General features: G+C 33.3%; 9 protein-coding genes. 7 read left to right on the top strand and 2 right to left on the bottom strand.

Annotation, left to right across the window (positions count from 1 at the left end):
• The first annotated feature begins 201 nt into the window (after positions 1-201).
• From addB to M1D64_RS09605, 5 genes are all read left to right on the top strand, one after another.
• Positions 202-3,663 (top strand): helicase-exonuclease AddAB subunit AddB, encoded by a 3,462-nt coding sequence (addB, locus tag M1D64_RS09625; RefSeq protein ID WP_129303483.1) that lies wholly within the window; start codon positions 202-204, stop codon positions 3,661-3,663.
• Positions 3,663-7,322: a helicase-exonuclease AddAB subunit AddA gene (addA, locus tag M1D64_RS09620; protein WP_480977473.1), complete on the top strand. Its 3,660-nt coding sequence runs from the start codon at positions 3,663-3,665 to the stop codon at positions 7,320-7,322. The genes addB and addA overlap by 1 nt, the downstream gene beginning before the upstream one ends.
• Positions 7,323-7,337: 15 nt before the next feature.
• Positions 7,338-8,474 carry a DUF418 domain-containing protein gene (locus M1D64_RS09615; protein WP_194379200.1) on the top strand — a complete coding sequence of 379 codons (1,137 nt, stop codon included), beginning with the start codon at positions 7,338-7,340 and terminating at the stop codon, positions 8,472-8,474.
• 117 nt (positions 8,475-8,591) lie between these two features.
• Positions 8,592-9,497: a fumarylacetoacetate hydrolase family protein gene (locus M1D64_RS09610; protein WP_115340652.1), complete on the top strand. Its 906-nt coding sequence runs from the start codon at positions 8,592-8,594 to the stop codon at positions 9,495-9,497.
• A gap of 201 nt (positions 9,498-9,698) precedes the next feature.
• Positions 9,699-10,088, top strand: a complete 390-nt coding sequence (locus M1D64_RS09605) for a YisL family protein (RefSeq protein ID WP_011303500.1) — start codon at positions 9,699-9,701, stop codon at positions 10,086-10,088.
• A gap of 69 nt (positions 10,089-10,157) precedes the next feature.
• Here M1D64_RS09605 and M1D64_RS09600 read toward each other — a convergent pair whose 3' ends face one another.
• Together M1D64_RS09600 and M1D64_RS09595 are read right to left on the bottom strand one after the other, a co-directional pair.
• On the bottom strand, positions 10,158-11,480 hold the full coding sequence (locus tag M1D64_RS09600; RefSeq protein ID WP_011303499.1) for a CoA-disulfide reductase: 1,323 nt from the start codon (positions 11,478-11,480) through the stop codon (positions 10,158-10,160).
• A 26-nt stretch (positions 11,481-11,506) separates the two neighbouring features.
• Positions 11,507-12,355: a Cof-type HAD-IIB family hydrolase gene (locus M1D64_RS09595; RefSeq protein ID WP_002483780.1), complete on the bottom strand. Its 849-nt coding sequence runs from the start codon at positions 12,353-12,355 to the stop codon at positions 11,507-11,509.
• A 112-nt stretch (positions 12,356-12,467) separates the two neighbouring features.
• On the opposite strand from M1D64_RS09595, the gene M1D64_RS09590 reads away from it, so the two are divergent.
• The gene (locus tag M1D64_RS09590) at positions 12,468-12,776 is read left to right on the top strand and encodes a metal-sulfur cluster assembly factor (protein ID WP_002483779.1); all 309 of its coding nucleotides are present in this window, start codon (positions 12,468-12,470) and stop codon (positions 12,774-12,776) included.
• A 223-nt stretch (positions 12,777-12,999) separates the two neighbouring features.
• A complete protein-coding gene (locus tag M1D64_RS09585; RefSeq protein WP_129303486.1) occupies positions 13,000-14,832 on the top strand; it encodes an acyltransferase family protein in 1,833 nt (610 codons plus the stop codon).
• The last annotated feature ends 243 nt before the right edge of the window (positions 14,833-15,075 follow it).

Genomic DNA, 15,075 nt, shown 5'->3' with positions numbered 1-15,075 from the left:
ATTTTAAGTTTGTACAGTCTTATAATAAAGTGAATAAAAAAATAGTGAATGGTAAGTAGATATGTAAATATTACGACATTGCTTATAGACGTATATAATAAGTAAAATGTTTATGGTAATTAATTAACTATGATAGGTGTAAGAAGTCATAACAGATAGCTTTATATGTTAAAATGTGAGTCAAAGGAGTTGGCGTAGATAATGAAATTAAATGCGTATATCGGTAGAGCAGGTACTGGGAAATCAAAAGCGATTATTGAAGAAATTAAAGAAAAAATGAAACAAGATCCATTAGGAGATCCGATAGTATTAATTGCGCCTACGCAAAATACGTTTCAACTTGAACAAGCATTTGTAAACGACAAAACATTAAATGGTAGTTTGAGAACAGAGGTATTGCACTTTGAACGTTTGAGCTATCGTGTATTTCAAGAAGTCGGCGGATTGATGGAACAACAATTATCAAAAGCAGGCACAGAAATGATGATATATGACATCATACAACAACATCAGTCTGAATTAAGGTTATATCAATCACAGGTAAAATATTATGGTTTTAGCGAGAAACTATATGAACAAATACAGGATTTTAAAAAATATGCGGTATCGCCACAACAACTAGAAATGTATATTGCAGAAAATAATTTACAAATGAGAACAAAGCATAAATTACAAGATATAGCATTGGTATACAAACACTTAGAAGATAGAATCAATGGTGAATATGTATCAACAGAGGATAGTTTGCAGCGGTTTATAGAAATGATGGACCAATCTGAGTGGCTTAAACGCGCAGAAATTTATATAGACGGTTTCCACAACTTTTCAACATTAGAGTATCAAATCATACAAAGTTTAGTAAAATATGCGAAAAAAGTGACGATTGTATTAACGACTGATGGTGATAGAGATCTTTTTAGTTTGTTTAGAAAACCCTCTGAATCATTGACGCATATAGAAGAAATTGCGAATAATTTAAATATACAATTACATAGTAGACAGTTTTTGGATGTGCAGCGATTCATACACAAAGACTTGAAACACTTGGAACACAATTTCAATGCATTACAGTTTGAGCCTATTCCAACAGAAGGTAATGTTGAAATTCTAGAAGCTTCTGGCATGCGTGAAGAAATTAACGAAGTTGCGCGACGTATCTTAAGAGAAAATCGTGAACAAGGTCGTCGTTTCCAAGATATTGCTATTTTATATAGAGACGAATCATATGCTTATTTAATGGAATCTATATTGCCACAGTACGATATACCATACAACATAGATGTTAAGTCATCTATGACGCATCATCCAATAATGGAAATGATACGTTCACTTATAGAAGTTATCCAAACTGGATGGCAATTTGATCCATTAATGCGTTTGTTTAAAACAAATGTTTTAACTAAAAAATTTAAAGATAGCCAATATCTTATTGATATATTAGAGAACTTTGTATTAGAGCGCGGTATATATGGCAAGCGTTGGATAGACGACAAATACTTTGATATAGAACAATTTAGAAAAATGGGTTTGAAACGCCAGCCATTAACAGATGAAGAACGCGAAACCTTTGAGCGTGTCATTCAATTAAAAAATGACGTAATGAAAAAAGTCATGTTATTTGAGGAGAAAATAAATAATGCTAGCACAGCGATCGCTTTTGCAACTGCATTTTATGAAGCGATGGAAGCATTTGATTTGCCAAGTCAATTAATGACAGATAGAGATGCATTAGACTTTAATGGTGAACATAAAAAAGCCGAAGAGATAGATCAAATATGGAATGGTCTTATACAAACACTAGATGATTTAGTGACAGTATTTGATGATCAAAGCATGTCAAAAACGCGCTTCTTAGAACTCTTTGATATTGGATTAGAACAACTAGAATTTATTATGATTCCGCAGACATTAGACCAAGTGAGTATTGGAACTATGGATTTAGCGAAAGTGGATAATAAACAACATGTTTACCTTGTAGGGGCTAATGATGGCGTGTTGCCACAAACGGTGACTGCATCTAGTTTAATTACAGATGAAGAGAAAAAGTATTTCCAAGAGCAGTCATCAATCGAATTAAGTCCCACAGCTGATATTTTACAAATGGATGAAGCATTTGTTTGTTATATTGCTATGACAAGAAGTCGTGCGCATGTCACATTTTCATATGCATTGATGGGAGCGAGTGGTGATGTGAAAGAGCCGAGTCCATTCTTACATCAAATTCAGCAATTGTATACAAATTTAGAAGTACAAAATATTCATCATCAACATCAAGCAGAGCCTTTAAGGTTAATGGAACATCCTCATCAAACTAAGATTGCGCTTTTTGAATCTTTGAAGGCATGGCTAGATGATGAATTGGTAGCTGAAACTTGGTTAGATACGTATCAAGTGATGAGAGATGATACGCGCTTAAATGATGGTTTAAGCTATTTACTTTCTGCTTTAACATACGATAATCAGACAGTTCAACTCAATCCATCATTATCTAAAGCATTATATGGCTCAACCATTAATGCAAGTGTGTCTCGTTTTGAAGGATATCAGGCGTGCCCATTTAAACATTTTGCTTCTCATGGTTTAAGACTTAATGAACGTACAAAATATAAACTAGAAAATTTTGACTTAGGCGACATATTTCATCGGGTTTTAAAATTCATTTCAGAAAAAGTAAATGGTGATTTTAAGAATTTAAATCCAAAACAAATACACAAGTTAACGACAGAAGCATTGAGTGAAATATTACCAGAAGTTCAATTTAATTTACTTAATTCAACGGCGTATTATCGCTATTTGTCGCAACGCATTGGTGCCATTGTTGAGACGACATTGACTGCACTTAAATACCAAGGAAGTCATACTAAGTTTACACCACAACGTTTTGAAGCTAGCTTTAGAAGAAAACCTAAAGATCAAAGTGAGTTATTAGCAGCACCATTGCAAACGAAACAAGGTATTCCAATCAATATTCGCGGGCAAATCGACCGTATCGACACATACCAACAAGGCGATGAAAGTTTTGTAAATATTATAGATTATAAGTCTTCCAAGTACAGTGGTACGTTAGATTTAACTAAAGTATATTATGGCATGCAAATGCAAATGATGACTTATATGGATATTGTTCTGCAAAATAAATCAAGACTTGGTTTAACAGATATGACTAAACCAGGAGGTCTACTATATTTTCACGTACATGAACCACGTATTAAATTAGCTTGGAATCAATTAAGTGAAGATAAAAGAGACACCGAATTTATTAATTCGTTTAAACTCAGTGGTTTATTAAATAGTGACACATCTGTCTTAGATGCGTTTGATACACGATTAGAACCAAGTTACAATTCCGATATTGTACCATTAGGTTTGAAAAAGGATGGCGGAATTAAAAGTAATAGTAAAGTTGCCGATGAACAGACAATTTATAAATTAATTAAGCATAATAAGCAGAACTTTATTGAAACAGCGTCAAATATCATGGATGGTCATACCGAAGTTGCGCCAATGAAATATAACCAAACATTACCATGTGATTTTTGTAATTATAAATCAGTCTGTCATGTAGATGGCATGATTGATAGTAAACGATATCGTACAGTTGACGAATCAATCAATCCACTTGAAGCAATCCAAGATGTAGATTTAGAAAGTGAGGGTGAGTAATGATGAATGCCATTCCAGTGAAACCAACAGGGACACGATGGACTGATAACCAATGGCAGAGTATCTATGCCAAAGGCCAGGATATTCTTGTTGCAGCTGCAGCCGGTTCTGGTAAAACAGCAGTACTTGTTGAACGTATCATTCAACGCATTATCAGAGATGAAATTGATGTTGATAAATTGCTTGTGGTTACTTTTACAAATGCAAGTGCACGTGAAATGAAACAACGTGTAGATCAACGCATTCAAGAAGCTTCAATTGAAAATCCGGACAATGCACATTTGAAAAATCAACGTGTCAAAATACATCAAGCACAGATATCTACATTACATAGCTTTTGCTTGAAACTCATTCAACAACATTATGATGTCTTAGATATTGATCCTAATTTTAGAACAAGCAGTGAAGCGGAAAATATATTATTACTAGAGCAAACAATCGATGAAGTGCTCGAACGCCATTACGATATATTGGATCCTCATTTTGTTGATTTAACAGAGCAATTATCATCTGACCGTAATGATGATCAATTAAGGAATACCATTAAAGAAATGTATTACTTTAGTGTTGCTAACCCAAATCCATTAAATTGGCTACAACATTTGTCAACACCATACGAAGATGAATCACAGCAAGAAACATTATTCAATTTGCTTAATGATTTAGCGATGATATTTATGAATTCTGCGTTAGAGGCACTCAATAAGAGTTACGATTTATTTATGATGTTGGAAGAAGTAGATAAACAAGTCGCTGTATTAGATAAAGAACGCCGTTTCTTAGCAGAAGCGATGGAAGGTGGCTTGTTAAATACGCAAAAAATTGCTGAACATCAATTTGAATCACGTTTTCCTGCAAAAAATAAAAAGATAAAAGAAGCTAATGAAATGATGATGGATGCATATGATGATGGTAAAAAGCATTATGATGATTACAAAGCGTTAGTAAGTAAAGTCCAAGAAGATTATTTTTCACGTGAAGCCGCTGACTTAAAAACAGATATGCAACGTTTAGCGCCAAGAGTCGCTTATTTAGCGCAAGTTACAGCAGATGTGATTGAACAATTTAATCATAAAAAGCGAAGTCGTAACTTACTGGATTTTTCGGATTATGAACATTTCGCCTTGCGTATTTTGATGGACTCAGACGGTAATCCGTCAGAAATTGCAGATATGTATCGCAAGCAATTTGAGGAAATCCTTGTAGATGAATATCAAGACACCAATCGTGTTCAAGAAAAAATCATTGCTTGTATTAAACGTGGTGGCGAAGCGGATGGTAATTTGTTTATGGTTGGTGATGTGAAACAGTCTATTTATAAATTTAGACAAGCAGATCCAAGTCTTTTTATAGGGAAATATAATCGCTTTACGCTTGATGGGTCTGAACACGGTATGCGCATAGATTTGTCTCAGAACTTTCGATCCAGGGAAGAAGTATTAACAACGACGAATTATTTATTTAAGCATATGATGGACGAGGCAGTTGGAGAAATTGTTTACGACGATGCAGCACAGTTATATTATGGGGCGCCGTTTGATCATAAACCACATGATGTACAGTTGAATATGTTAATTGAAGATGCAACATCAGACTTAAATGGATCAGAACAAGAGGCAGAATATATTGTACAGCAAGTTGAAAAAATAATGTCGCAACATGAAATTTATGATATTAAAATGGAACAATATCGAAAACCGAGCTATAAAGATATTGTGATTTTAGAAAGATCATATGGACAAGCGCGTAAAATTCAAAAAGCATTTAAGGATCATAATATCCCATTTCATGTGAACAGTAAGGAAGGCTATTTTGAACAAACTGAAGTGCAATTGATTTTATCGTTTTTAAGAACCATAGATAACCCTTTACAAGATATTTATTTAGTCGGTCTCATGCGTTCGGTTATTTATCAATTTACTGAGGATGAGTTATCTAATATACGTGTATTTAGCCCAAACGATGATTACTTTTATCAATCGATAAAGCATTACATGGCCAATGATGTAGCTAATAAAAAATTAGTAGCTAAACTTGCGTCATTCCTTGAAGATATCGAACAATATCAAGACTATAGTCAAAGTCATCCAGTTTATCAACTCATCGATAAATTTTATAATGATCACTACGTCATACAGTACTTTAGCGGCATTATTGGTGGTAAAGGTCGTCGTGCGAATTTATATGGATTATTTAACAAAGCGGTCGAATTTGAAAACTCAAGTTTTCGTGGATTGTATCAATTTATTCGTTTTATTGATGAACTTATTGAACGTGGTAAAGATTTTGGTGAAGAGAATATAGTCGGACCGAACGATGATGTTGTTAGAATGATGACAATTCATAGCAGTAAAGGGCTAGAGTTTCCATTTGTTATATATTCTGGGCTTTCTCGTAAGTTTAGACGTGATGATTTACATCGGCCGGTTATATTAAATCAGAGTTATGGTTTAGGTATGGCGTATTATGATGTTGAAAGTAATTTATCTTATCCGTCGTTATCTTCAGTGACATATAAAGCGATTGCTGAAAAAGAGATGGTTTCAGAAGAAATGCGACTCATTTATGTTGCTTTAACACGCGCAAAAGAACAACTTTTTTTAATTGGTAGAGTTAAAGATGAAAAAACACTTTCACAGTTTGAACAAGTATCCGTATCGGAATCCCATTTACCGGTGAGTTATCGCATAACAGCACAACGACCGATTGATATGATTTATCCAATACTAGCCAAATACCAGTCTTCATCATTGCCAAATGAGTTGCGCTTTGAACAGACGATAGAGGACGTTGATCAAGCCATGCGACCATATGTACAATTAAACACTGATTTTTATGAAGATATTGCGTCAGAAACAGTCACTGATGTAAGCGAACAGCGCACGGTAGCAGATATAGAAATGAATCATTCGAAAAATGAAGCACTTCAAGCTCAAATTCGTAATCAATTAAGCTATAAATATCCATATCAATCAGCTATAGAAAAGCCCTCAAAGCAGTCGGTTTCGGAGTTGAAGCGTCAGCATGAGACGGAACAATCAGATACGAACTATGATAGAGTTAGACAATATCGTATTGGTTCTACTTCATATGAGAGACCGGCATTTTTAAGCCGTAGTAAGCAAAGAAAAGCGAATGAAATAGGTACATTAATGCATACAGTTATGCAACACTTACCTTTTAATAAGGATAGATTAACCGAAGAAGATGTAAACCGTCTCGTAGATCATCTGATAGCGCAACATATTATTCCTGAAGATGCCAAACAAGATATCCGATTTGATGATATCTACAATTTTATAGCAAGTGACTTGTATCAATTAATTGCTGAAAGTGACGAAATATATCGCGAGTTGCCATTTGTTGTTAATCAAAATGAGGTTGACCATAACAAGCATAGTGAAGAAGATGCTTCAATTATTCAAGGGATGATTGACCTTATATTTGTTAAAGAGGGACAATATTATTTTGTAGATTATAAGACGGATGCCTTTAATAGACGAAGAAATATGTCAGATGAAGAGATTGGTGCTCAATTGAGAGAACGCTATAAGGTTCAAATGAATCATTATCGTAATACATTAGAAACAATATTGAAGACCGATGTGAAAGGATTCTTGTATTTCTTTAAATTTGGTCAGTTATCTATAGAAGGATAAAAAGGAGCGTTACACGTGCCTGTGAAACAAAGAATATTTGAATTAGATGCTTTGCGAGGAATAAGTCTTTTCGGCATTATTTTAATGAATATTTTAGTTTTTAGTCTTCCGTACGAGATGGCTTCAATGTCTCAGACAGTAAAAGGCTTTAATGCTGTATTACTCCATTTGATTACACTGTTTGTTATAGGTTCATTTTATCCGATATTCACTTTTTTATTTGGGTATGGACTTGGTATGATGTTTGAGCATAGTCGAATCAGAAAAGTTCGATTTTATCCGATGATCTACAGAAGACTTAGCTTTTTATTAGTCATCGGCGTAATTCACGGTATGTTTATCTTTTCAGGTGATATCCTATTTGGTTATGCATTTACAGGGCTATTCGCAGTACTGTTTATTAAAATGAAAGCCCAAAAGCTAATTAAAATAGCTAGTATTTTATTTGTGTTTAAAATCCTTATCTTTGTGGTGCCTTTTGCAATTTTAAATTATACGCAAGGTGTTTATAAGAAAAATAACTATCTAGGTATATCTCTGCAACAATTTATCGATGTTAAACAGAATGGACACTATGATTCATTTTTAAAGTTGAACGTTCTTGAGAATCTATATAGTATGTTGGATATTTTAATGGGATCTGCATTTCTGGAATTTTTACCTTATGCCCTTTTCGGTATTGCTGCATATAAGATGAATTTAATTGAACTTATTCGAACAAAAAGCTCATCCTTTTTGAAATGGGGGAGTTTAATAGCTATTTTAGGCTATTGTATTAAAATGCCTTTTGCTATTGATTATGATAATGGTTCATTCGCTGTTATCAATGCTGTAGGTGGCCCGATTGTATCTGCAGGATATATTATACTCATAGTATATTTATGTCAAAGTGTTCATGGTGCACAAATCATGCGTATATTTAAGTATCCCGGTAAATTGAGCTTATCGGTTTATATTACTCAAAGTATCATGTTTACATTTATTTTTATGGGCTTTGGCTTAGGGTTATATAACAAGTTGCCATTATATCAATCCTATCTCATTGTTATCATTTTTTATAGCTTACAAGTCATTGGTTGCTATTTTTATTTGAAAAAATTCAGTAAAGGTCCAATAGAATGGTTATGGCGAAAAGTCACATATTTGAAGTAATCGTTTTAGTTTAGGTAAAAGGCCTGAATTTTTGGCTTATACTAGTTATATATTTGTTATTTAGTGGTAAATATAGTTATAATATGAAATAAGATATAGATGAGGAGCTGATAATGAATGAAATTCCTATCATTCAAACATGAAGGACAGACATCATATGGTGTGAAAGTAAAACGTGAAGAAGCTGCATGGGACTTGAAGAAAGTATTTGCAGATTTTACTGAAGGTTCATTTCACCCTAAAACGTTATTAAATGGTCTTCAACAAAATCAAGTCGTAGATTTTCAAGAACAAGTTCGTAAAGCGGTTGTTGCAGCGGAAGACAGTGGTAAAGGTGAAGATTACAAAGTTCAGTTTAGTGACATTGAATTTTTACCACCAGTCACGCCAACTAATAATGTAATTGCCTTTGGACGTAATTATCAAGATCATGCGAATGAGTTAAATCACGAAGTACAACGTTTGTATGTTTTTACTAAAGCTGCTTCGTCATTAACTGGTGATAATAGCACGATACCAAATCATAAAGATATTACGGATCAACTAGACTATGAAGGTGAGCTTGGTATTGTCATTGGCAAATCTGGTGAGAAAATACCTAAAGGTCTCGCTTTAGATTATGTTTATGGTTATACAATTATTAATGATATAACAGACCGTAAAGCTCAAAATGCACAGGACCAAGCATTCTTATCTAAAAGTTTAACAGGGGGTTGCCCTGTAGGACCATATATTGTAACAAAAGATGAATTACCAACGCCAGAAGATGTCAATATTGTAACCAAAGTTAACAATGATATTCGTCAAGATGGCAATACAGGTCAAATGATTCTTAAAATTGATGAATTAATAGAAGAAATTTCAAAATATGTAGCATTACATCCAGGAGATATTATTGCGACTGGCACACCAGCGGGTGTTGGTGCAGGTATGAATCCACCGCAATTCTTACAACCTGGTGATGAAATTAAGGTAACAATAGATAATATTGGTACGTTAACAAACTTTATTGCAGATAAATAATCATTGATTATTGTTAACTGGTTAGTCCATGGCGGGTTAACCAGTTTTATTTTTTGTAAATTAGTAATGTAGTTTTTTTGAATTGTACAGTTATATTGAGTATGATAAGAGATGTAATCTTTTGACTTCAAAGTTAAAAGGGGACAACATACTTCTGTTTTATATATTTTTGAAGTAAAAATTGTGTGGGGGTAATCAAGTATGTTACATATGCATATTGCTAGTTGGGTTTTATTAATCATCTTGTTCTTTGCTGCTTATTTTAATTTTTCAGAAAAACAAGGTGCATCACCATATTTCAAACCAATTCATATGCTATTAAGACTATTTATGCTATTAGTCTTAATTTCTGGATTTTGGGTTTGGATTCAATCATTTTCATCAGGAGCTGCTGGTGGGCACATGTTACTTACATTGAAAATGATATGTGGTGTGGCTGTAGTTGCATTAATGGAAGTAACAATTACTAAACGTAAAAAAGGGCAACCTAGTCATGGCTTAATGTGGACGACGATTGTAGTAATCATCTTAACGATGATTATAGGTATTATTTTACCTATGGGTCCAATTACGCAAATGTTTGGTTTATAAACGTAAGTGTATAACAATAATAAAAGCCGTACAATTCCATTAGGAAATGTACGGCTTTTATTTATATAGTTATTTATTTCGTGCTTTATAACCTATCATATTAATAATATCTTTGGGTCTACTGTATGGTGGTGCATAAGCTACTTCAAATTCAACTAATTCATCGATAGTGAGTTTATGCATCATAGCCATTGATAGTACATCAATACGTTTGTCGACACCTTTCATACCTACTGCTGCAGCACGAATGATACGTCGATTTGTCTTATCAAAGTAAACGCGTAAGTGCAGCTTGGTATTTCCTGGGTAATAACCGGCATGTTCACCTTGATTTGCTTCGACCATTGCATAATCAAAATTTGAAAGCTCTTTCGGTGATACACCGACACTAGCAAATGTATAATCGAAGAATTTTACGATATTTGAGCCTAAATAACCTTTAAAGTGTATCTTGTGATCACCAGCTAATTGTTCGGCGATGACACTAGCACCACGATGTGCACCCCAAGCTAAAGGAACGTGTGCATTTAAATCAACATGGCGATAATGGGACGTAATGATATCACCTAGTGCATAAATATTTGGAATGTTCGTTTGAAATTGGTCGTTTACTGGAATATAGCCTTTATCATCTAAAGTAACGTTTGAATTTTTTATAAATTCTGAGTTTGGTTTAACACCAACGCCTTCGATAATTAGGTCATAATTTTCAACTTTACCAGATTCAAAATGCACTGCATTGCCCACAACTTTTGAAATTTCTTCGTTGAATCTATAATGAATATCTCTCTTATCCATTTCATCGAGGATTGCTTGATTCATGTCTTGATCCATTAGTTTATTAATATGTGTTGAACGATGGATGAGTGTAGGGGAGATACCTCTTTCATATAGATTATCTAAAATTTCAAGACCAATATATCCAGTACCTACGACAAGTGCGTTTTTAACTTGATTTTCTTTGATGAATGTTTCAATTGCATCTGTATCTTCCATGTTTCTTAATGTAAACGCAATAGGACTATCTAAATTTAATGAATTGGCACTACAGCCAGGACTTAATATTAAAGTATCATAATGTGTCTCAAAATACGTATCCTGTATACGATCATAGACAGTAATTGTATTCTCTGTGTCATTGATTGATGTTACTTTGTGACAAGGTTTGACAACAATATTTTTAGCTTCATAAAATGATTCAGGTGTTGCTTCAAGCACCTTATTGCGCGAATCTACCACGTTACCTAAATAATAAGGCAGGGCACAATTAGCAAAACTCATATCTCTATCTTTTTCAAAGACAACAATTTCGCTTTCTTGATCAAGTCTTCTAATTTGACTGGCTACCGTTGCACCACCTGCAACTGCACCTACTACTACAATTTTATTCATAATGAAAAGCCTCCTTAAGTATCTATCTATGATTCTATACTAGATTTTACTGTTTCTTCATAAGGCATATTTAATTGGAAATAGTCGTTTAAATAACGTCCAATGCCATCCTCATTATTAGAATATGTAGTTTGATTTGCAACGTGTTTAAGTTCATCTAAACCATTGTCCATCGCGATACCGTGTTTCGCATATTTAATCATTTCCAAATCGTTATCTTCGTCTCCAAAAGCAATGATATGATTTCTATCAATATTTAAATACGATTTCACATAATCAATCCCACGTGCTTTGCTAATACCTTGCTTAACAATTTCTATTACTGGGAATGGTGAACCCCATCGACGATGTTCAATATTTTCAGCGTAAAAACGTGTGAGCATTTGTTTGACTCTAGGAATCATAAATTCTTCTGCTTCAACTAAAATCGATGTTGGAGACTCAGTTAATGAGTTAAGTAAATCGCCTGTTTCAACTTTTGGATTTCCCATAGAGAACCCATCGAATAATTTTTGATCGTAATTATTAATAAAAACATAATCTTTAACTTCAGCAATCATGTTTGTTACGCCATAATCATTCAGTGATTCAATGATGTTTTTAGATAAATCTAAGTCCAATACTTCATGCATTGGCTCAAATTGATCGTCTTTTGGATGATGAACAAAGGCACCATTGAAATTAACAACGGGTGTATCCATATTTAATTCATGGTAATATATTTGACTGGCTCTATAAGGTCTACCAGTAGCAATCATTAATTTATGACCTTGTTGTTGTAGTGTTGTTAAAACGTTTTTTGTATATGGTGAGATTACTTTTTCATCTGTTAATAACGTGCCGTCTAGATCTAGACAAATTAAATAAGATTCCATTTAATTCTCCTTAATGTTTTTTATTGATGTATGAATATCATAGCATTTTATTGGCGTTTTGTAAGATATTTGATATATTGTTAGTATCATTAAATTCGAAGAGGTGATATGAATGGATGAAGGATTAAAAGATAGCATATTAAATGCGTTAGAAATGGTTATTGACCCTGAGTTAGGTATTGATATTGTCAACTTAGGTTTAGTATATAATGTTGATGTTAATGACGAAGGTTTATGTACAGTTGAAATGACATTAACATCTATGGGATGCCCAATGGGACCACAAATTGTTAACCAAGTTAAAATGGTTTTAGCTGAGATTCCAGAAATAGCAGATACAGAAGTGAATATTGTTTGGAGTCCACCATGGGGTAAAGACATGATGTCTCGTTATGCTAAAATTGCATTAGGCATCGGCTAACGCTACTAATAGTAATTGAAAATACTAGCTTAAAGATCGATAATGGTCTATAGGCTAGTATTTTTTTGAAAATTTAAAGCATGCTGACAATCTTAAAATAAAAATTTTCTATAGTGCAAATCATTAAAATAATTGCAGTTATGTTACGAAAGTATTACAATGGCTTGGTGTAAAACATTAAAAAGCAAAAGTAATATATTCGGAGATGAAAGTATGGTAGTAAATGAACAGAAATTCTAATAATCGTAATCAAACCAACCGTCACACGCGTTATATGCCTGGTTTAGATGGACTTAGAGCAATTGCAGTTATAGGTATTATTATTTATCATTTAAATAAGCAATGGTTATCTGGTGGGTTTCTTGGTGTAGATACATTTTTTGTAATTTCGGGCTACTTAATTACAAGTTTACTTTTGTTTGAGTATGAAAGTACCGGCATTATCAATTTGAAACAGTTTTGGTTACGGCGAATTAAACGTTTGATACCCGCCGTATTGGTATTAGTTGTTACAGTAACTTTAGCGACACTCATTTTTAAGCCTGAACAAATTATAAGTATAAAGCATGATGCATTTGCAGCCATTTTTTATGTATCAAATTGGTGGTATATTGCAACTGATGTAAATTATTTTGAACAGTTTGCCTTTATGCCATTAAAACATTTGTGGTCATTAGCAATTGAAGAGCAATTCTACATAGTTTTTCCAATCGTTTTGATAGCATTATTATTAAAAATTAAGAAATACCGAAATGTAACACTTATTTTTTGGATTATTTCACTGATTTCATTACTTTTAATGGTTTGGATTCCTCAACCACATATGCAACATTCTCGTGTTTATTTTGGAACAGATACAAGGTTACAAACGATGTTGCTCGGCGTTATATTAGCCTTTATTTGGCCGCCATTTAAATTAAAGCAGAACCCTAATCCTAGTCTCAGGTTCATTATTGATAGTATAGGTGCAATAGGGATTTTAATACTCTTATTACTTTTCATTAAAGTCGATGATAATAGTGATTGGATCTATAATGGTGGTTTTTACCTTATTTCCGGTATCACTTTATTTGTTATCATTAGTGTAGTGCATCCATCGGGGTATTTCGCTAAATTAATAGGAAATCCTTTCTTTGTTTATATTGGTAAACGCTCTTATAGTTTATATTTATGGCATTTCCCAGTCATAAGCTTTTTACATTCCTATTATGTTGAAGGCCAAGTCCCATTATATGTATATGCTCTAGACATCTTATTGACTATTTTCTTTGCTGAAATATCATATAGATTCATTGAAACACCGTTTAGAAAACAAGGATTCAAGGCCTTAAGTATTAATAAATATAAAAAGTCCACATTAATCAGAACTATACTACTAGGCGTGATACTGCTACCAACCATTTTTATTTTTGCGGGGACATTTGATCGTTTAGGAAAAGACCAAATTAATAATAAATCAACGTCATATAATACAGCAGAAATTGATAAGTATATGGTTAGACCCATACCGGTCGACGATGTTAACTTTTTAGGAGATTCAAATTTTAAAAAAGATAAAGATAATGAGGTATATACTGATTTGAGTCCACTGCTTATTGGTGATTCGGTTATGGTTGATATTGGAGAAACTTTTAAAACACACGTTCCCAATGCAACCATTGATGGTAAAGTCGGACGTAATTTATATGAAGCTATACCATTAACAGATGAAAAATATAAATCTTACAATTATAAGTCTAAGCAAGTGATTTTAGAATTAGGAACGAATGGAGATTTTTCTGAAGCACAGCTGGACGAACTGATAGGCAAATATGGTAAAGCCAATGTGTATTTGATTAACACGCGTGTACCAAGAAGCTATGAAGGTCATGTCAACCAAGTTATGTCAGACGCAGCTAAAAAGCATCATAATGTAACATTGATTGATTGGTATCAACGTTCGAAAGGCCATAGCGAGTACTTTGCACCAGATGGTATTCATTTAGAGCCTTCAGGTGTAAAAGCATTAACAGATGAAATTTTAAAACATATTGCAACGAAATCAACCGCTAAGTAGCAAAATTAAATATGAAATTGAGTCAATTTAATAAATTTAATTAGAGTGTGATTTGCATGAAATAGACTGCTAAAACACAATAAAAGGCATAACCGCTTAATGAACAAGAGGTTATGCCTTTTAATTTATTGAGTGTCATGAATATTCATATCTAAGGGGTGTTTATATATCATGTTTAAAATGAACAAAGTCATTGTTTAGAATATAAAAATTATGGGCAAAACATAGGTATATAAAGCATTA

This window comes from Staphylococcus sp. Z5-21 (assembly GCF_056529615.1).
This window is presented reverse-complemented; position numbering and strand designations above follow the sequence as displayed.